This window comes from Enterobacter cloacae complex sp. IR5422 (assembly GCF_049238165.1).
In the GTDB taxonomy this organism is placed as follows: domain Bacteria; phylum Pseudomonadota; class Gammaproteobacteria; order Enterobacterales; family Enterobacteriaceae; genus Enterobacter; species Enterobacter roggenkampii.
In genome coordinates this window covers 119,496-138,770 of the sequence record NZ_JBMKHT010000001.1, presented here as the reverse complement: position 1 = coordinate 138,770, position 19,275 = coordinate 119,496, and the positions used below count along the sequence as shown (strand labels likewise).

The 19,275-nt window shown below is 55.3% G+C and carries 14 protein-coding genes and 1 pseudogene; 2 read left to right on the top strand and 13 right to left on the bottom strand.

Annotated elements, in window-relative coordinates; translation table 11 throughout:
- Nucleotides 1-42: 42 nt before the first annotated feature.
- On the top strand, nucleotides 43-2,952 hold the full coding sequence (locus ACOTXT_RS00685) for an autotransporter outer membrane beta-barrel domain-containing protein (protein WP_333164338.1): 2,910 nt from the start codon (nucleotides 43-45) through the stop codon (nucleotides 2,950-2,952).
- A gap of 48 nt (nucleotides 2,953-3,000) precedes the next feature.
- On the opposite strand, the gene ACOTXT_RS00680 is transcribed toward ACOTXT_RS00685, so the two are convergent.
- The 10 genes and pseudogenes from ACOTXT_RS00680 to ACOTXT_RS00635 all read right to left on the bottom strand — a co-directional run.
- Nucleotides 3,001-3,234 carry a YgdI/YgdR family lipoprotein gene (locus ACOTXT_RS00680; protein WP_021240552.1) on the bottom strand — a complete coding sequence of 78 codons (234 nt, stop codon included), beginning with the start codon at nucleotides 3,232-3,234 and terminating at the stop codon, nucleotides 3,001-3,003.
- Nucleotides 3,235-3,415: 181 nt separating this feature from the next.
- Nucleotides 3,416-6,640, bottom strand: a complete 3,225-nt coding sequence (carB, locus tag ACOTXT_RS00675) for a carbamoyl-phosphate synthase large subunit (RefSeq protein WP_008502028.1) — start codon at nucleotides 6,638-6,640, stop codon at nucleotides 3,416-3,418.
- A gap of 18 nt (nucleotides 6,641-6,658) precedes the next feature.
- Complete coding sequence (carA, locus tag ACOTXT_RS00670) at nucleotides 6,659-7,807, bottom strand: glutamine-hydrolyzing carbamoyl-phosphate synthase small subunit (protein WP_010427050.1); 1,149 nt, start codon at nucleotides 7,805-7,807, stop codon at nucleotides 6,659-6,661.
- 454 nt (nucleotides 7,808-8,261) lie between these two features.
- A complete protein-coding gene (dapB, locus tag ACOTXT_RS00665; protein WP_023293311.1) occupies nucleotides 8,262-9,083 on the bottom strand; it encodes a 4-hydroxy-tetrahydrodipicolinate reductase in 822 nt (273 codons plus the stop codon).
- A 205-nt stretch (nucleotides 9,084-9,288) separates the two neighbouring features.
- Entirely contained in the window at nucleotides 9,289-10,239 is a 951-nt protein-coding gene (gene ispH, locus ACOTXT_RS00660; RefSeq protein ID WP_023293312.1) for a 4-hydroxy-3-methylbut-2-enyl diphosphate reductase, read from the bottom strand.
- Nucleotide 10,240: 1 nt separating this feature from the next.
- Nucleotides 10,241-10,690, bottom strand: a complete 450-nt coding sequence (fkpB, locus tag ACOTXT_RS00655) for an FKBP-type peptidyl-prolyl cis-trans isomerase (RefSeq protein ID WP_023345412.1) — start codon at nucleotides 10,688-10,690, stop codon at nucleotides 10,241-10,243.
- A 117-nt stretch (nucleotides 10,691-10,807) separates the two neighbouring features.
- Nucleotides 10,808-11,308 (bottom strand): signal peptidase II, encoded by a 501-nt coding sequence (gene lspA, locus ACOTXT_RS00650; RefSeq protein WP_008502034.1) that lies wholly within the window; start codon nucleotides 11,306-11,308, stop codon nucleotides 10,808-10,810.
- Nucleotides 11,308-14,124, bottom strand: coding sequence for an isoleucine--tRNA ligase (ileS, locus tag ACOTXT_RS00645; RefSeq protein ID WP_055321743.1), 2,817 nt, complete (start codon nucleotides 14,122-14,124; stop codon nucleotides 11,308-11,310). The genes lspA and ileS overlap by 1 nt, the downstream gene beginning before the upstream one ends.
- Before the next feature lie 45 nt (nucleotides 14,125-14,169).
- The gene (gene ribF / locus ACOTXT_RS00640; RefSeq protein ID WP_025912148.1) at nucleotides 14,170-15,096 is read right to left on the bottom strand and encodes a bifunctional riboflavin kinase/FAD synthetase; all 927 of its coding nucleotides are present in this window, start codon (nucleotides 15,094-15,096) and stop codon (nucleotides 14,170-14,172) included.
- A gap of 7 nt (nucleotides 15,097-15,103) precedes the next feature.
- Nucleotides 15,104-15,310, bottom strand: a pseudogene (locus tag ACOTXT_RS00635) (DUF2575 domain-containing protein); the annotation flags it as partial.
- A gap of 115 nt (nucleotides 15,311-15,425) precedes the next feature.
- Here ACOTXT_RS00635 and rpsT point away from each other — a divergent pair.
- Nucleotides 15,426-15,689, top strand: a complete 264-nt coding sequence (rpsT, locus tag ACOTXT_RS00630; protein ID WP_008502037.1) for a 30S ribosomal protein S20 — start codon at nucleotides 15,426-15,428, stop codon at nucleotides 15,687-15,689.
- 59 nt (nucleotides 15,690-15,748) lie between these two features.
- Here rpsT and nhaR read toward each other — a convergent pair whose 3' ends face one another.
- The 3 genes from nhaR to dnaJ all read right to left on the bottom strand — a co-directional run bounded on the left by nhaR (nucleotide 15,749) and on the right by dnaJ (nucleotide 19,201).
- Entirely contained in the window at nucleotides 15,749-16,648 is a 900-nt protein-coding gene (gene nhaR, locus ACOTXT_RS00625) for a transcriptional activator NhaR (protein ID WP_008502038.1), read from the bottom strand.
- Nucleotides 16,649-16,706: 58 nt separating this feature from the next.
- Nucleotides 16,707-17,882: a Na+/H+ antiporter NhaA gene (gene nhaA, locus ACOTXT_RS00620; protein WP_023326672.1), complete on the bottom strand. Its 1,176-nt coding sequence runs from the start codon at nucleotides 17,880-17,882 to the stop codon at nucleotides 16,707-16,709.
- 173 nt (nucleotides 17,883-18,055) lie between these two features.
- Nucleotides 18,056-19,201, bottom strand: coding sequence for a molecular chaperone DnaJ (gene dnaJ, locus ACOTXT_RS00615; RefSeq protein ID WP_008502040.1), 1,146 nt, complete (start codon nucleotides 19,199-19,201; stop codon nucleotides 18,056-18,058).
- Between the last annotated feature and the right edge of the window lie 74 nt (nucleotides 19,202-19,275).

Sequence of the window (19,275 nt, the reverse complement as noted above, 5' to 3'; positions counted from 1 at the left end):
GCACGTTATCTGATGTTCCTTCTCTCTCAAATGGATGTGTACATGAGCAACAAATTCTTCAAATTAAATAATACAACCAAAACTCTGGGGAAGATATTTCCTGCCTTGTTGATATTCACCCCTACGGTTGCGTTTTCTGCAACGATTGAGCAATCAACTTCTGTTCCTCAAGATTTCTCAGTCGATGCTGAATATATTATTAATAAAGACGTGACAATCTCCTCCGCCGATAGTGAAGCTGCGGTATCTATCTCTGGGTTTACCATCACAAATGCCACTAATAATGGGAATATTTCTGGCACGGGAAATGGCCTGGATATTAATACTAGTGTACAGCGCATTGTAATTAATAACGGCATCGGTGCAAATATTTCCTCCACCACCGCGAATGCAGTTAACATTCAGTCAATACTCGGGGACTTTAATAACAGTGGAAACATTATCGGTGCGGAAAATGGCATCTTTGTCAGCGAAAACTCATCCGCAGTAAACATTATCAACACCAGCACTGGAATGATAAAAGGAAAAACAGATTTAAGTACGCAGGTTGGTATTGGCATTAATAACAGTGGCAAAGTTATCGGTACAAACGGTGATGCTATTATGGCAACTAATGGCAACACCAAGGTGTTTAACAGTGCCACTGTGCAGGGAACCCAGAACGGTATCAATGTAAAAGATACTGCAAAATTAGATATAAAGAATAGCGGAACGATTAGTGGTGAAAAAAATGCCATTATGTTTGCCAGCGATAAAAATAACGCGTTACTTCTCGACACTGGCTCCAACCTCATCGGTGACGTAATTTCCACAAATTCCAAAGGAAATACCCTGGAATTGCTCGGCATGGGTTCGGAAGACAGTAACTTTACTGGTCTGAATGAAGGCGATGGTTTTGCCAGTGTCACAATGAACGGCGAAAGCTGGGCACTGTCAGGCAAGCTTGACATAATTGGCTCAGGCGACTCCTTGCTGATAAACACGGGCGCATTAACCCTGTCTGGCGCGGTATCGAATACCGGTATTACACGGGTGGCCAAAGACGCCTCGCTGCAACTTGGTGATGGCGAAAAAACAGCGACGCTCAGCGGTGGACTCACCAACAACGGTACCGTCACTTTTAATCAGGGAAGCAATTTCACTTTCGCCACCAATATGACCGGTAGCGGTAACGTCGAAAAAGTTGATTCCAACACGCTGACCCTGACGGGCAAAAATAGCTATACAGGGGATACGGTTCTTCACGGCGGCACTACGCTGGTATCTTCAGGAGCAACACTCGGTGTCAAGGGCAGTAACGCCACCGTGACCATTGATAACGGCGCGACCTTTGCAACCGCAGGTGAAGTGAACAATAACATTGCCATTCTTAACGGCGGTACGCTGGCGGCATGGAATGCAGTCCAGGGTAACGCCACGCTCAGCGCTGCCGGCGTTGATACTATCAACGGCAACGTGGCTAATGGCGGCAAACTGTTGCTCAGCGCCGCCAATAACAGCGTTGGCAACAATTTCACCATTAACGGCGACTATACCGGCTCCGCGGGCAGCCAGATCGTGTTAAACAGTACGCTCGGTGAGGATAATGCACCAACCGACCATCTCACCATCACCGGGAGCAGCTTTGGCCAATCCGGGGTCAGCGTCAGCAACATGGGGGGGCTGGGCGCGCAAACCGTAAACGGGATGGAAATTGTCAGAGTTGGCGGCAGTTCAGAAGCTCAGCTCACCCTGGCAAAACCGGTTGTTGCGGGTGCGTATGAGTATAATCTTTATCAGCACGGCGACGGAAACTGGTATCTGGAATCGAAGGCAACGCCATCAGACATTCCGGCAGACGATACCGATACCGACAACGGCAATAATACCGACAACGGTGGTAATACCGACAACGGTGGTAATACCGACAACGGCAGTAACACCGACAATGGCGGTAATACCGACAACGGCAGTAACACCGAAAACGGCAGTAACACTGACAACGGTGGTAACACCGATAACGGCAGCAATAGCGGTCCCGAAGTCATGGCTCCTGAGGTCGGCGCTTACTTAGGTAACTATCTTGCCGCGCAGAGCATGTTCCTGCACAAGCGTGACGATCGCGATCAGATCACCTTCCGTAACGAGGAAGATCTCAACACCTGGATGTACGTCAAAGGTCGCTACCATGAAAACAATGCGGGCGGTGACAAAGTCAGCTATGACACCACCACCACTGTCCTTCAGGTAGGCAGCGACTTCATGAGTAAGCCAATGGACAACGGCATCCTGCGTGCGGGTGGCATGTTCGGGGCAGGCCAGGCGAAGACCCACTCTGATGCAAAACACAACGTACGTGATGCGCAGGGCAAAGTGGATGGCTTTAACGTCGGCCTGTATGCAACCTGGCAGGAAGATCAGAAGCTGCGTCTGGGCAGCTACGTTGATACCTGGGCCGCCTATAGCTGGTACAACAATAAAGTAACCAGCAACCGTAATGATGAAGATTACAACAGTGAAGGCTTCGCGGCATCCGTCGAAGTGGGCCATGCATGGGTGATTGATTCAGAAAATGAGCGCACCTGGAAAATCGAACCTCAGGCGCAGGTTATCTACAGCTATCTGGATCAGGAAAACCATACCGATCGCGACGGCGTGCGGATTACCACGCTGGACAACGACGGTCTGTTTGGTCGTCTGGGCGTCAAATCAAGCTACTTCGAACAGAAAGACGTGAAAGCCTGGCAGCCGTACGTTGCCGTGAACTGGCTGAAAGGCGCAGGTCAGAACGATCTGGCGTTTAACGGCGAGACCGTCAGCAACGATACGCCGGAAGATCGTGGTCAGTTAGAGCTGGGCGTCACCGGCAACCTGAACGAAACCACGACGCTCTCCCTGCGCGCCAGCGGCGAGTGGGGTGAGAACAGCTATGCTGCTTATGGCGGTCATATCCTGCTGAACCACCGCTGGTAATCGTTCCTGAAAGACTAAAAGCCGTGGCAAACGCCACGGCTTTTTTTATTAGTTATCCAGCTCGCCCATTGATTTCACCTGATCGCGGTTGATCTGCTCGGTCTGACCCGTTTCCGCATTTTTATACGACACCAGACCGGTATCGTCATCGACCTGTGGTTTTCCGTCGGTGACAATGGTTTTGCCATCGGTGGTTTTCACTGCCTGGTTAGAGGAACAGCCCGCGACGGTAAACGTTGCAGTAGCGGCAAGAAGGGTGGCGATCAGTAATTTATTTTGCATGGTGTTTTCCCCTGCTCTCAGTTGAATTTCGTTATCGACCTAACAATTTTAGGCTAACTGACTGAAAGAGGATGAAAAACCAGAAGGTTCTGAAGATAGATAAAGAAAAAAGTAGGGCGGGTAAGCGAAGCGCCACCCGCCATTTGCCCGGCGGCGCTACCGCTTGCCGGGCCTACACAGATTACTTGCTAATCTGCGCGTGCATTTCCTGAACCGAAATCACCTTCTCGGTAGCATCCGCATTCAGCGCCATGGCCGTTGCGAAACCGCCGTTCAGGGTGGTGTCGTAGTGCACTTTGTACTGCAGCGCGCTGCGGCGAATCAGCTTGGAGTCTTCAATCGCCTGGCGGCCTGCGGTGGTGTTGATGATGTAGGTGTATTCGCCATTCTTGATACGATCCTGAATGTGCGGACGACCTTCATGCACCTTGTTCACCAGACGCGGGTTGATACCCGCTTCGCCCAGCACAATTGCCGTACCGTGGGTCGCGTCCAGCTCAAAGCCCTGCTTCAGCAGCTTGGCCGCAAGGTCAACCACGCGCTCTTTATCGCCTTCGCGAACGGAGAGCAGCGCACGGCCCGATTTTCTCATGGTAGAGCTGCTGCCCAGCTGCGCCTTGGCAAACGCTTCTGCGAAGGTGCGACCCACGCCCATCACTTCCCCGGTGGAGCGCATTTCTGGCCCTAACAGCGGGTCAACGCCCGGGAATTTGTTGAACGGCAGCACCACTTCTTTCACCGAGTAGTACGGTGGAATGATCTCTTTGGTCACGCCCTGCTGTGCCAGCGTCTGGCCTGCCATCACGCGCGCCGCCACTTTCGCCAGCGGAATACCGGTGGCTTTAGAGACGAACGGTACGGTACGTGCCGCACGCGGGTTGACTTCAATCAGGTAGACTTCGTTATCTTTCACCGCGAACTGGACGTTCATCAGGCCGCGAACCTGCAGCTCGAAGGCCAGCTTCTGTACCTGCTGGCGCATCACGTCCTGAATTTCCTGGCTCAGGGTGTACGCTGGCAGAGAACAGGCGGAGTCGCCGGAGTGTACGCCCGCCTGCTCGATATGCTCCATGATGCCGCCAATCAGCACCATTTCGCCGTCGCAGATGGCGTCAACGTCCACTTCCACCGCGTCGTCAAGGAAGCGGTCGAGCAGCACTGGCGCATCGTTGGAGACGCTCACCGCCGTCTGGAAGTAGCGGCGCAGGTCGGCTTCGTCGTAGACGATTTCCATCGCGCGGCCGCCCAGGACGTAGGAAGGACGCACCACCAGCGGGTAGCCAATCTCTTTCGCCTTCTCTACGGCCTGTTCGATGGCCGTCACCGTGGCGTTCGCCGGCTGTTTCAGCTTCAGACGGTCAACCGCCTGCTGGAAACGTTCACGGTCTTCCGCGCGGTCAATCGCATCCGGGCTGGTACCGATAACCGGCACGCCTGCCGCTTCCAGCGCGCGCGCCAGCTTCAGCGGAGTCTGGCCACCGTACTGCACGATAACGCCTTTTGGCTTCTCGATGCGCACGATTTCCAGCACGTCTTCCAGCGTCACCGGCTCGAAGTAGAGGCGGTCAGAGGTGTCGTAGTCGGTGGAGACGGTTTCCGGGTTACAGTTGACCATGATGGTCTCGTAACCGTCTTCACGCAGCGCCAGCGAGGCGTGTACGCAGCAGTAGTCGAACTCGATGCCCTGGCCGATACGGTTTGGACCGCCGCCCAGCACCATAATCTTGTCGCGGTCAACTGACGGATTTGCTTCGCACTCGTCTTCATAGGTGGAGTACATGTACGCGGTGTCGGTAGAAAACTCTGCCGCACAGGTGTCGACGCGCTTGTAAACCGGGTGCAGGTCGTACTGGTCGCGCAGCTTGCGGATCTCCGCTTCGCGCACGCCCGCCAGTTTAGCCAAGCGCGCATCGGCGAAGCCTTTACGCTTCAGCATGCGCAGGAAGTCTGCGTCCAGGCCGTTGATGCCCAGCTCTGCCACTTTCTCTTCCAGACGCACCAGCTCTTCAATCTGTACCAGGAACCAGCGGTCGATGTTGGTCAGGTTGAACACGCCGTCGACGGACAGGCCGGCACGGAAGGCATCGGCGATGTACCAGATGCGCTCCGCACCCGCGTCTTTCAGCTCGCGGCGGATTTTGGTCAGCGCTTCAGGGTCGTCCAGGCTCACTTTCGGGTCAAAGCCGGTCGCGCCCACTTCGAGGCCACGCAGCGCTTTCTGCAGGGATTCCTGCTGCGTGCGGCCAATCGCCATCACTTCACCGACGGATTTCATCTGGGTGGTCAGACGGTCGTTGGCGCCGGCAAATTTCTCGAAGTTGAAGCGCGGAATTTTGGTCACAACGTAGTCGATGGACGGCTCGAAGGACGCAGGGGTGCGGCCACCGGTGATGTCGTTCATCAGCTCATCGAGGGTATAACCCACCGCCAGTTTCGCCGCCACTTTCGCAATCGGGAAGCCGGTCGCTTTAGAGGCCAGCGCGGAGGAACGGGACACGCGCGGGTTCATTTCGATAACAATCAGACGGCCGGTTTTCGGGTTTACGGAGAACTGTACGTTAGAACCGCCGGTTTCCACACCGATTTCACGCAGTACCGCCATCGAGGCGTTACGCATGATTTGGTACTCTTTGTCGGTCAGCGTCTGGGCTGGCGCAACGGTGATGGAGTCGCCGGTGTGGATACCCATCGCATCGAAGTTTTCGATGGAGCAGACGATGATGCAGTTGTCGTTTTTATCACGCACCACTTCCATCTCGTACTCTTTCCAGCCAATCAGCGATTCATCAATCAGCAGCTCTTTGGTTGGGGAAAGATCCAGACCGCGTTCGCAAATTTCTTCGAACTCTTCGCGGTTGTAGGCAATACCGCCGCCGGTGCCGCCCATGGTGAACGATGGACGGATGATGCACGGATAGCCCACTTCAGCCGCAACGGCCAGCGCTTCTTCCATGTTGTGTGCGATACCGGAGCGCGCGGTGTCGAGGCCGATTTTCTTCATCGCCACGTCGAAGCGGCGACGGTCTTCGGCTTTATCAATCGCGTCGGCGGTCGCGCCAATCATGGTCACGCCGAACTCGGCCAGCACGCCCTGACGCTCCAGCTCCAGCGCGCAGTTCAACGCCGTCTGGCCGCCCATGGTTGGCAGCACCGCGTCCGGACGCTCTTTTTCGATGATTTTACGCACCACTTCCCAGTGAATCGGCTCAATGTAGGTTGCATCAGCCATTTCCGGGTCGGTCATGATGGTCGCCGGGTTAGAGTTCACCAGGATAACGCGGTAACCCTCTTCACGCAGGGCTTTACACGCCTGCGCGCCGGAGTAGTCGAATTCGCAGGCCTGGCCGATAACGATCGGGCCAGCGCCAAGGATCAGGATGCTTTTTATGTCTGTACGTTTTGGCATTGTCTTCTCGGCTCCTGATTATTTAGCGGTCTTACGGTATTGCTCGATGAGTTCGATGAAGTGATCGAACAGCGGTGCGGCGTCGTGTGGGCCCGGGCTCGCTTCCGGGTGGCCCTGGAAGCTGAACGCTGGCTTATCGGTGCGATGAATCCCCTGCAGGGTGCCATCGAACAGCGACTTATGGGTCACGCGCAGGTTAGCCGGCATTGAGGCTTCATCGACGGCAAAGCCGTGGTTCTGCGCGGTGATCATCACCGTGTTGTTATCGATGTCTTTCACCGGGTGGTTACCACCGTGGTGGCCGAACTTCATCTTAACGGTGTTCGCACCGCTCGCCAGCGCCAGCAGCTGATGGCCGAGGCAGATGCCGAATACCGGGATATCGGTTTCCAGGAAGGACTTAATGGCGGCGATGGCGTAATCGCACGGCGCCGGGTCGCCAGGACCGTTGGACAGGAAAATACCGTCCGGATTCATCTTCAACACGTCTTCGGCAGACGTTTGTGCAGGCACCACCGTCAGGCGGCAGCCGCGGTCAACCAGCATGCGCAGGATGTTGCGCTTGGCGCCAAAATCGTAGGCCACCACGTGGAACGGCAGCTCGCTCTCTTTTTTCGCTTCCGGCAGGTCGCCTTCCAGCGTCCAGCTACCCTGAGTCCAGCTGTAGGCTTCAGCGGTAGTCACTTCTTTCGCCAGGTCCATGCCGTTCAGGCCCGGGAAAGCTTTCGCTTTTTCCAGCGCCAGCGTCGCATCGAGGTTATCACCTGCGATGATGCAGCCGTTCTGTGCACCCTTCTCGCGCAGCAGACGCGTTAACTTACGGGTATCGATATCGGCAATCGCCACGATGTTATGGCGCTTCAGGTAAGAAGAGAGATCTTCAGTGTTGCGGAAGTTGCTGGCAATCAGCGGCAGGTCACGAATGACAAGGCCTTGCGCATGTACCTGAGAGGATTCTTCGTCAGCCGCATTGGTGCCGACATTGCCGATATGAGGATAAGTAAGAGTAACGATTTGGCGAGAATAGGAAGGATCAGTGAGGATTTCTTGATAACCGGTCATTGAAGTATTGAAAACGACTTCCCCAACCGCCGAACCCGTTGCCCCTATGGCCCGACCGATAAACTGGGTTCCGTCTTCCAGAACCAATAGCGCTGACTTAATCAAAACACCCTCCAGAGAATATTCACTCACTTTATTTGCATATTAATTCATAACCATGTCATGGATCAATGCAAATGTGTTGCCAGCGGATTTTTGGCAAACGGCGGCATTCTGGAGATTTGGTGGGTAAAAGTCAACTTAAAACCGATATTTTGTTTAGTCTTTTGCGTATCTGGCGAGGCGAGTGAAGCTTAAGCGACAAAAAGATCAGGTAAATCACTGCGGAAAACGCTTGCGCGCCGGGTTTAATGAAAAATGAGTGGACGCAGCATCAAAAAGTGGACCAAATGGTCAAAATTTACATTTCTATAACGAGAATCAAGAGGAATAGCTATACTTTCAAGGCTAAATGCACAAAATAATCACGAAACATATAAAATAAAAGGGCAATAAATTATTGCCCTATGCAATCAAATAATTACGACTGCAATAACCACATCACGATGGGTAATAATGCTTACAAATTGTTGAGATCCAGCACATCTCTCATATCAAAAAGACCATTTTTTTTCTCTTTCAGCCACAAAGCGGACCGAACGGCACCATTGGCAAACGTCATTCGGCTAGACGCTTTATGTGTAATTTCGACGCGCTCGCCAATATCGGCGAACATCGCGGTATGTTCGCCGACGATGTCACCCGCCCGGACGGTTGCGAAACCAATGGTGCCTGGCACGCGTTCCCCGGTGTGGCCTTCGCGGGCATAGACCGCACAGTCTTTTAAATCTTTATCAAGTGCATGAGCAATCGCTTCGCCCATCGCCAGCGCCGTGCCGGATGGCGCATCAACCTTATAGCGGTGGTGAGCTTCAACAATCTCAATATCGGTGTAGTTGCCCATCACCTTCGCGGCCTTCTCCAGCAGCTTCAGCATGACATTAACCCCCACGCTAAAGTTTGCGGCGAAGACAATCGCAATCTCTTTGGATGCATCCTGGATAGCCTGCTTGCCCGCATCGTCAAAACCGGTGGTGCCGATCACCATCCCCTTGCCGTGCTGGCGGCAAAATGCCAGATGCGCGAGCGTCCCTTCCGGGCGGGTAAAATCGATGAAGACATCGAAGTCCTCTTTAACCGCCTCCAGGCTGCTTTGTACGGTGACGCCGGTCTTTCCCGCGCCCGCCAGCTCACCAGCATCGGTCCCCAGAAGTGATGAACCGTCACGCTCCAGCGCCGCGCCAAGTGCTACGCCATCCATCTGAAGTGCCGCCTGAATCAGCTGACGGCCCATACGTCCACCCGCGCCCGCAATGGCGACACGGATCTGTGCATCATGCATAGTTATTCTCTTACGTTAAAATGATGTAAACCGTTTTCAGATTAACCAGCCTTTCTGAGCACTGCCAACTGAAAACACCAATAATTAGAATTTAACGTGAAACCGACTTAAATATCAGTAAAAGACATGATTTTGTCGTCACGATAAAGTAACGGGTAAAAAAAAGGCCAGCACAGGAGGTGCTGGCCTTTCATCAGAAAAGGGACTATTCGACTTCGCGGGCGTCGATTCTCAGTTCTTTCGGTACTTCGAAAACAATGTTCTCTTCACGTCCTTCCAGCGGCACCGCTTCGCCGCCGCCCAGCTCCTGCAGGCGGGAAATGACGTTTTGTACCAGAATATCCGGCGCGGACGCCCCGGCCGTCACGCCAACGCAGGCCGCGTCTTTAACCCACGCTTCCTGAATATCCGTGGCATCGTCGATCAGGAACGCCGCCTTCCCCATTCGCTGTGCCAGTTCAGCCAGACGGTTAGAGTTGGAGGAGTTCTTAGAGCCGACCACCAGCACCACGTCCGCCTGTTCAGCCAGCGCGCGCACCGCTTCCTGACGATTGGTGGTGGCGTAGCAAATGTCATCCTTGCGCGGCCCGACGATTTTCGGGAAGCGCTGACGCAGGGCGTCAATCACGTCTGAGGTATCGTCGACAGAGAGCGTCGTCTGGGTCATAAACGACAGGCGCGCTTCGTTTTTCACGTTCAGCGTCAGGACATCTTCCGGCGACTCCACCAGGTACATTCCCCCTTCCGGGTTGCTGTACTGGCCCATGGTGCCTTCAACTTCCGGGTGGCCGGCATGGCCAATCAGGATCGACTCTTCACCACGGCGGCTGGCGCGCGCCACTTCCATATGCACTTTTGTCACTAATGGACAGGTGGCATCGAAGACGGTCAGATCGCGACTTTTCGCTTCGTTACGGACCGCCTGAGAGACGCCGTGCGCGGAGAAAATCAGGATCGCACCGTCAGGCACTTCGCTGATCTGCTCGATAAAGATGGCACCGCGATCGCGCAGGCTGTCGACCACGTAGCGGTTATGCACCACTTCGTGACGCACATAAATCGGCGCGCCGTAAATTTCCAGCGCGTTTTCAACAATGCTGATAGCGCGGTCTACACCGGCGCAAAAGCCGCGCGGGTTAGCCAACAGGATCTGCATCTCAGGCCTCCAGTGCCGGATCGATTTCCAGCACTTCAATATCAAAATGAACGGTACGCCCGGCAAGCGGATGGTTGAAGTCAACGGTAATCGAGTCGCCGTTGATTTCGCGGATCACGCCAGGCATTTCGCTGCCGTCCATAGCGGTAAAGAGCATAATTGCCCCGATCTCCGGTTCACCCGCGTCCATAAACTCACGACGGGAGAAGTACTGGATCAGATCCGGGCTCGGGACACCAAACGCGGCATCCGGCTCCAGCGAAAAGGCTTTTTTCTCACCCTCTTTCAGACCCAGAAGCTGCTGTTCAAGGCCTTCAGACAGGGAGGTATCACCAAGACGAAACAGGGCCGGTTTGCCGTTGTTGCGGGTGGATTCGGCCGTGGAGCCGTCATCCAGCTTCAGCGTAAAGTGAACGAGAACCGCGCTGTTGCTCTGTACGGATTTAGACATGCAAATTGCTCGCTTGTTTTGGGTCACCTGTTGCCCGGTGGCGCTACGCTTACCGGGCCTACGGGAAGCCACAAATTCGGTAGGCCGGGTAAGCGTAGCGCCACCCGGCATTGATGCTTACGCCTGCTCTTTCGCGGCCGGTTTCGGCAAGAAGCCTTCCAGCACGATTAACGCCGCACCGATGCAAATGGCGCTATCGGCGAGGTTAAAGGTCGCGAAGTGCCAGTCGCCGACGTAGAAGTCGATCATATCGACCACAAAGCCGTGCCACAGGCGATCAAACAGGTTGCCCAGCGCGCCGCCAATGATCAGCGCGTAGGCGATGTTATTCAGCTTTTGCGTTGCCTTCGAGCGGTACATCAGCACCGCCAGGATCACGCAGATACCGAGAGCGATACCCGCAAAGAACCAGCGCTGCCAGCCACCGCTGTCGGCAAGGAAACTGAACGCCGCACCGTAGTTGCGCGCGTAGTGCAGGTTAAGCGACGGGAACAGCGGCACCGTCTCCCCCAGAGCGAAATTCTGGAGGATCAGGAACTTGCTGCCCAGATCGATAATCAACACCACCACAACCAGCCACAGCCAGCGCAGTCCTGTTGAACAGAGAGTTTTACTCATCAGGCAAACTTACGTTTTTCGCCGTCACCGGCGACGTTGCTTACACAGCGTCCGCAGATGTCTGCGTGTTCCGCCACCTGGCCGATATCGGTAGTGTAATGCCAGCAGCGCGGGCATTTCTCACCGTCGGCTTTGCTCAGCGCGACTTTCAGTCCTTTGAGCAGTTCGCTCTGCTGAGCATCAGCAGAAGCCTCGGCATAATCCGCAACTTTCGCACCGGAGGTCAACAGGACAAATCGTAATTCATCGCCCAGCGCCGTCAGCTTCGCCGCCAGCTCTGGCTCCGCGTACAGGGTCACTGCAGCTTCCAGAGAGCCGCCGACTTTCTTGTCAGCACGCGCCTGCTCGATAACCTTGTTCACTTCGCCACGCACTTTCAGCAGCTCGTCCCAGAAGGCATCGTTCATCGCTTCGGTGCTGGAGAGATCGAACAGACCTTCGTACCATTCGCCGGTGAAGACATACTTCTCACGATCGCCCGGCAGGTAACCCCAGATTTCATCCGCGGTGAAGGACATGATCGGCGCCATCCAGCGTACCAGCGCTTCTGCGATATGGAACAGCGCGGTCTGGCAGCTACGACGCGCCACGCTGTCCGCTTTCGCGGTGTACTGGCGGTCTTTGATGATGTCGAGGTAGAACGAGCCCATCTCAATGGAACAGAAGCGCATCAGGCGCTGCACCACTTCGTGGAAGTCATAAGACTCATAGGCCTTCAGGATATCTTCCTGCGCCGCTTTCGCGCAGCCTACCGCCCAGCGGTCCAGCACCACCATCTCTTCCGGTTTCACCATGTCTTTTGCCGGATCAAACCCGTTCAGGTTCGCCAGCAGGAAGCGCGCGGTGTTACGGATACGGCGATAGCTGTCGGCAGCGCGTTTCAGGATCTCGTCAGACACCGCCATTTCGCCGGTGTAGTCGGTCGACGCCACCCACAGACGCAGAATGTCTGCGCCCAGCTTGTTCATCACGTCCTGCGGAGAAACGGTATTACCGATAGATTTGGACATCTTACGGCCCTGACCATCCACGGTGAAACCGTGAGTCAGTACCTGACGGTAAGGCGCTTTACCCTTCATGGCGGTGGAGATCATCAGAGATGACATGAACCAGCCGCGGTGTTGGTCAGACCCTTCCAGATACATATCGGCAGCGTGACCGGCAAATTCCGGACGCACGTCAACCACGGAGGAGTGGGTAGACCCGGAATCGAACCATACGTCCAGGGTATCCGGCACTTTCTCGTAGCTGTCCGCATCAGCGCCCAGGATGTCACGGGCGTCGAGATCCCACCACGCCTGAATGCCGTCAACTTCGACGCGCTTCGCCACTTCTTCCATCAGTTCGAGGGTGTTCGGGTGCAGCTCCTGCGTCTCTTTATGCACGAACAGCGACATCGGCACGCCCCAGGTACGCTGACGGGAGATACACCAGTCAGGACGGTTAGCCACCATGGATTCGATACGCGCCTGGCCCCAGTCCGGGATCCACTGCACGCCTTTGATCTCTTTCAGAGACTGCTCGCGCAGGCCCTTCTGATCCATGCTGACGAACCACTGCGGGGTCGCACGGAAGATGATTGGCGTCTTGTGACGCCAGCAGCACGGATAGCTATGCTGCATTTTTTCAACGTGCAGCAGCGCGCCGCTGGTGCGCAGCATGTCGACAATAATGTCGTTCGCTTTGAAGACGTTGATGCCGTCCAGCGCCGGGTAGGTGCCAGGCAGGTAGGAGCCGTCCGGCCCCACCGGGTTAGCGATTTCCAGACCGTACTTCAGGCTGATGTTGTAGTCGTCAGGACCGTGGCCACCGGCGGTATGTACCGCACCGGTACCCGCGTCCAGCGTTACGTGGTCGCCCAGGATCGCCGGAACGTCGAAGTCCAGGAACGGGTGTTTGAAGCGCATCAGCTCAAGCGCGTCGCCTTTTACTGTGCCCAGCACGGTGTAGTCGGCGATATTCGCGCGCTTCAGCACGCTTTCAACCAGATCTTTCGCCAGGATAACCGCCTGGCCGTCAATCTGCACCAGCGCGTATTCGAACTCACCGGATAGGGAGATCGCGCGGTTGGCTGGCAGGGTCCACGGGGTGGTGGTCCAGATCACCAGCGAGATCGGGCCGTTAACGGACGACACGCCAAATTTGGCTTTCACCGCATCCTGATCGACGGCGTGGAACGCCACGTCGATAGATGGAGAGGTTTTGTCGTAATACTCCACTTCCGCTTCTGCCAGCGCAGAACGGCAGTCCACGCACCAGTGCACCGGCTTCGCGCCTTTGTGCAGGTGGCCGTTACCGATAATTTTGCCCAGCGCACGGATGATGTTGGCTTCGGTTTTGAAGTCCATGGTCAGGTACGGATGCGACCAGTCGCCCAGTACGCCCAGACGAATGAAGTCAGCGCGCTGACCGTCAACCTGGGTGGCTGCGTATTCGCGGCACTTCGCACGGAACTCGGCGGCGGTGAATTTCTCACCAGGCTTGCCAAATTCCTGCTCAACTTTCAGCTCGATTGGCAGGCCGTGGCAGTCCCAGCCCGGAACGTAAGGCGAGTCATATCCCGCGAGTCCTTTGGACTTCACGATAATGTCTTTCAGAATCTTGTTTACAGAGTGACCAATATGAATGCTGCCATTCGCATAGGGAGGGCCATCATGCAGAATGAAGGTTTTTTTGCCTTTTTTGGCTGCACGAATGATGCCGTACAGGTCATCATCGGTCCAACGCGCCAGCATTCCCGGTTCACGCTTGGCGAGATCGCCGCGCATCGGGAACCCTGTTTCCGGCAAATTCAGGGTTGATTTATAGTCACTCATCAGATTCTCGGTTCCGTATTTATCACGTAGGCAGTTAAGCCGGGTTCAAAGCCCAAAAAACTCGCGGGCTGTTAATTCATCTCGCGCAATTTGCGCTTTGAGTTCATCCAGCGAACCAAATCGCTGCTCGTTGCGTATTTTTTTACGCAGTATCACATCTATATGGCGACCATACAGGTCCATTACAACGTCCAGCAGGTGCACTTCTAACTGTTGACGCACACCGGCGACGGTCGGACGCGTGCCAATGTTGGCGACGCCGTAGAACGGCTTATCGCCCAGTCCTGCCACTTCTACCGCATAGACCCCTTTAACCGGGGAAACCTGACGACGCAGCGGTATATTCGCCGTCGGGAAACCTATCGTGCGGCCCAGCGCATCGCCATGGACCACGCGACCAGAGATGGTGAACGGATGTCCCAGCAGGTTTTCTGCCGTATCCAGTTCATCGTTGGCCAGCGCCTGCCGCACTGCCGTGCTGCTGACGCGCACGCCGCCTTCACAGAAGGTCATCGCGCTGGTGACGTCAAAACCGTACTCCAGACCAGCCTTCTGTAATAGCAAGAAATCACCCTGACGACCAGCGCCAAAGCGGAAATCATCGCCCACGGCAAGAAACTGCACGCCAAGACGCTTCACCAGCAGGTCGCTGACGAAATTTTGTGCTGTCAGCGCGGCAAAGCGGCGATCGAAACGTACGCACAATACATAGTCCACGCCGGACTGAGCCAGATAGCGCAACTTCTCGCGCAGGCGTGTAAGACGGGCGGGAGATTTGTCGCCCGCGAACAGCTCCAGCGGCTGCGGTTCGAAAATCATCACTACAACGGGCAGGCCGCGAGCCTCCCCTTCTTTACGCAATCCCTGCAACAGCGCCTGATGACCACGATGCACGCCGTCGAAATTACCAATGGTCAGCACGCACCCGTGCGGGGCTCTGCTGAGATTATGTATGCCGCGTATCAGCTTCATGTCTGGCTCAAAACAGTGAAAATCGCCAAAGTATACCTTGTACAGCGGTTAAGGTTAACCGGCGATTGTTCGTGCAAAACAGAAAGCCGTAATGATTTCATCAGGCTGACCTTTCGCAGCGAAAAAATCTGCTCGCGAACTGCGATTTTTATGCCGAAAAGCTGTATTCACGGACAACAAGCTGGTAGAATCCTGCGCCATCACTACGTAACGTAGCGTCGCCACATTAACGGCGCTTATTTGCACAAATCCATTGACAAAAGAAGGTATAGAGGGCATATTCCTCGGCCTTTGAATTGTCCACATAGATCATATTTGGGAGTTGGACCTTGGCTAATATCAAATCAGCTAAGAAACGTGCTATTCAGTCTGAAAAGGCTCGTAAGCACAATGCAAGCCGTCGCTCTATGATGCGTACTTTCATCAAGAAAGTATACGCAGCTATCGAAGCTGGCGACAAAGCTGCTGCGCAGAACGCATTTAACGAAATGCAACCCATCGTGGATCGTCAGGCTGCTAAAGGTCTGATCCACAAAAACAAAGCAGCGCGTCATAAAGCAAACCTGACCGCGCAGATCAACAAACTGGCTTAATGGCCGCTTGTTGTTGCTTGTTTTAAAAGAACCCGCTTAACGCGGGTTTTTTTATATCTTCAGATTGCCGGTGGCGTAAACAGCGCCGAGTAGTCACGGTTACAGATTCGCTGTACCGCCGGATGCTGAATCATCCTTTCAGCAAAGATGGCGTGATACTCCTCCATCACGTTATCCACTCTGCCTATCTCCGTAATCTTGTCGTCCGAATAGAGATCGTGCGCGTAGAGCGTTGGCGCAACGAAGATGGCGTTGTGCGCTTCACCAAAGGCTTTCATCAGCGCCGCATCGTCAAATTCGCCGAGGATTTCCACGTTCAGCCCCTGCGAGTTAAACCAGTTCAGGAGCTTGCGCCCCAGCATGGAACGCCTTCCCGGCACCAGCAGTCGACGCTCTTCCAGGCAGGCCGGGAAGGGTTTCTCCGGCGGCGGATTAATGCACCAGAAGCTCACGCCGCATTCCCCAATTTTCACCGAGAACAGCCCTTCCTGCTGCGTCGAGTCGATCGGACAATCCGAGATAATCATATCCAGTTTGTGCTGGCTCAGCTGTTCCAGCAGCATCTCGTGGGTGGATTCAAAGCAGCGAAGATGAATTTGTTCATCTTCAACCACCGCCGCATCCAGCACGCCGCTCACCAGCCGTTTGGACAGCGCATCCGCCACGCCAACATCAAAGAGCAGGTTCGACTCTTTGCGGTAGTTGACGATATCCAGCATCTCCTGGCTAAGGGTAAACATTTTGTCCGCGTAGCGGAAAACCAACTCACCCAGCTCGCTGGGTTCAATCCCGCGCCCCTTACGCTTGAACAGCTTGCCCTGCAAACGTTCTTCCAGCGCCTTGATTTGCCCGGTGATGGTTTGCGGCGTCAGGTAGAGCGCCTCTGCAGCCCCGACCACCGAGCCCTGTCTGTAGACGTGCCAGAAGTAGTAAAGATGGTTGTAATTCAAATGAGACATCGCGTCTTCGCTCCTTGAGTGTGTTTCGGGAGAAGGATCGCCTCCTCCCGGTGTTCCGTTATGCCTGGACGGCCTGTCCGGACAATTTCACCTTCAACAAGGTATAACCAATTACGGCGGCCAGTAATGACCCGATGAGAATGCCGAGTTTCGCCCAGACGATCAGCTCAGGCGCATGCGCGCCAAATGCCAGCGTCGAGATAAAGATCGACATCGTAAATCCTATTCCACACAGCACGCCGACGGCCATAATCTGCTTAAACGTGGTGCCGTGCGGCAATGACGCCAGCTTCAGTTTCGTCGCCAGCCAGCAAAAGAGGCTAATACCCAGCGGCTTACCGATAAACAGACCGGCAATAATGCCCAGCGGCAGCACGGACGTCAGCCCGTCCAGCGTCACGCCGCCCAGCGAAACCCCGGCGTTAGCAAACGCAAACAGGGGCAGGATCATAAAGGCGACCCACGGGTGCAGCACATGCTCCAGCTGTTTGGCCGGCGACTTGCCGTCCTGCGGCTTAAGCGGTACGAAGAAGCCGACGATCACCCCAGCCAGCGTGGCGTGCACGCCGGATTTCAGCACCGCCGTCCACAGCACCATCCCCACGAGGATGTAGATACCGATGCGGCGCACATTAAAGATGTTCAGCAGCGCCAGCACCGCAATCGCGCCTGCGGCCACGCTCAGAGACAGGATCGACAGATCGCTGGTGTAGAACAGCGCGATAATCACAATGGCGCCAAGATCATCGATGATCGCCAGCGCCATCAGGAAGATTTTCAGCGCAACCGGCACGCGGCTTCCCAGCAAGGCCAGCACCCCGAGCGCAAAGGCAATATCCGTCGCGGCCGGGATCGCCCAGCCGTGACGTGCAACCGGATCCTGCCAGGTGAACGCCAGGAAGAGCAGCGCCGGCACCACCATCCCACCGAGCGCGGCAATGACCGGGAACGCCGCGCGCTGGCGGCTGGCAAGCGAGCCCAGAACCAGCTCACGCTTAACTTCAAGCCCCACCAGCAGGAAGAACACCGCCATCAGCGCATCGTTGATCCACAGCAGCATGTTCTTGTTAATTTCCAGCGCCCCGACCTTCAGCTCAACGGGCGTTTCCAGAAATGCATGATAGAGATCCCGCGTGATGCCAAGATTAGCCAGCACCATCGCGGCCGCTGCGGCAATAATCAGGAGCACGCCACCGGACGCCTCACTGCTAAAGAAACGGTGTAGTAATTTCATTTAAGTTCTCTCTTTTACAACAATACCTCGATAAAACCATAATACCAAGCCAAATAGCTCGGCAAAAACAGATTAATATTGAGTATAGATTCACTTTTACCGAGCAATAACCGTAAATAAAAAAAGCCCGGAATCGCTTCCGGGCTTTTTGAAGATGAAAACCAGCTAACGGATTAGCGGGTCAAATCATCGAAGAATTTTTTGACGCCATCGAAGAAGCTTTTGGAACGCGGGCTGTTTTTCTCACCCGTCGGACCACCAAAGCTTTCCTGCAACTCTTTCAGCAGCTGTTTCTGCTTATCGTTCAGGCCAACCGGCGTTTCCACGACGACGCGGCACAGCAGGTCGCCCTGCGCACCACCGCGAACGGATTTAACGCCTTTCCCGCGCATGCGGAACAGCTTACCGGTCTGGGTCTCGCCCGGGATCTTCAGATTGACGCGACCATCCAGCGTCGGCACTTCGATTTCGCCGCCGAGAGCCGCCATCGCGAAGTTGATCGGCACTTCACAGTACAGGTTGTTCCCTTCGCGCTCGAAGATAGCGTGCTGTTTCACCTGCACCTGAACGTACAGATCGCCTGCCGGTGCGCCGTGTTCGCCAGCTTCACCCTCACCCGCCAGACGGATGCGGTCGCCCGTATCCACGCCAGCCGGGATTTTAACGGACAGGGTCTTGGTTTTCTCAACGCGACCGTGGCCGTGGCATTTGGTGCACGGATCTTTAATCAGCGTACCGCGACCGTGACAGTGAGGACAGGCCTGCTGTACCGCGAAGAAGCCCTGACGCATCTGGACCTGACCGGAGCCGTGACAGGTTGGACAGGTCTGAGGCTGGGTACCCGCTTTCGCGCCGCTGCCGTGGCAGACGTCACACTCTTCCAGCGTCGGAATACGGATCTCTTTGGTAACACCGCGAACGGCCTCTTCCAGCGTCAGATCCATGTTGTAGCGCAGATCCGCGCCGCGCGCCGCGCGCTGACGACCACGACCGCCGCCGAAGATGTCGCCAAACACATCACCAAAGATATCGCTGAAGTCGGCGCCGCCGCCAAAGCCGCCGCCACCGAATCCACCGCCGCCCATGCCGCCCTGTTCAAAGGCTGCGTGACCGTACTGGTCATAAGCTGCACGTTTTTGTGCATCGGTCAGGACTTCGTAGGCTTCTTTGATCTCTTTAAATTTGGCTTCAGCCTCTTTGTCACCCTGATTACGGTCCGGGTGGAATTTCATGGCCAGGCGCTTATACGCCTTTTTGATTTCACGCTCTTCCGCAGTTTTCGGAACGCCTAAAATCTCGTAATAGTCTTGCTTTGCCATTGGTTTTTTTAAGCCCCTTAACATGCGAGCACGGGCGTGGAGAGTTCTCCTACGCCCGTGCCGATTAATTACCC

What these genes read in the sequence shown, in the direction of transcription:
- nhaA (WP_023326672.1), bottom strand. Translation starts at nt 17,882, where the DNA reads ATGAAATTACTACACCGTTTCTTTAGCAGTGAGGCGTCCGGTGGCGTG.
- ribF (WP_025912148.1), bottom strand. Translation starts at nt 15,096, where the DNA reads ATGAAGCTGATACGCGGCATACATAATCTCAGCAGAGCCCCGCACGGG.
- carB (WP_008502028.1), bottom strand. Translation starts at nt 6,640, where the DNA reads ATGCCAAAACGTACAGACATAAAAAGCATCCTGATCCTTGGCGCTGGC.
- nhaR (WP_008502038.1), bottom strand. Translation starts at nt 16,648, where the DNA reads ATGTCTCATTTGAATTACAACCATCTTTACTACTTCTGGCACGTCTAC.
- ACOTXT_RS00685 (WP_333164338.1), top strand. Translation starts at nt 43, where the DNA reads ATGAGCAACAAATTCTTCAAATTAAATAATACAACCAAAACTCTGGGG.
- ileS (WP_055321743.1), bottom strand. Translation starts at nt 14,124, where the DNA reads ATGAGTGACTATAAATCAACCCTGAATTTGCCGGAAACAGGGTTCCCG.
- ACOTXT_RS00680 (WP_021240552.1), bottom strand. Translation starts at nt 3,234, where the DNA reads ATGCAAAATAAATTACTGATCGCCACCCTTCTTGCCGCTACTGCAACG.
- dnaJ (WP_008502040.1), bottom strand. Translation starts at nt 19,201, where the DNA reads ATGGCAAAGCAAGACTATTACGAGATTTTAGGCGTTCCGAAAACTGCG.
- lspA (WP_008502034.1), bottom strand. Translation starts at nt 11,308, where the DNA reads ATGAGTAAAACTCTCTGTTCAACAGGACTGCGCTGGCTGTGGCTGGTT.
- dapB (WP_023293311.1), bottom strand. Translation starts at nt 9,083, where the DNA reads ATGCATGATGCACAGATCCGTGTCGCCATTGCGGGCGCGGGTGGACGT.
- fkpB (WP_023345412.1), bottom strand. Translation starts at nt 10,690, where the DNA reads ATGTCTAAATCCGTACAGAGCAACAGCGCGGTTCTCGTTCACTTTACG.
- ispH (WP_023293312.1), bottom strand. Translation starts at nt 10,239, where the DNA reads ATGCAGATCCTGTTGGCTAACCCGCGCGGCTTTTGCGCCGGTGTAGAC.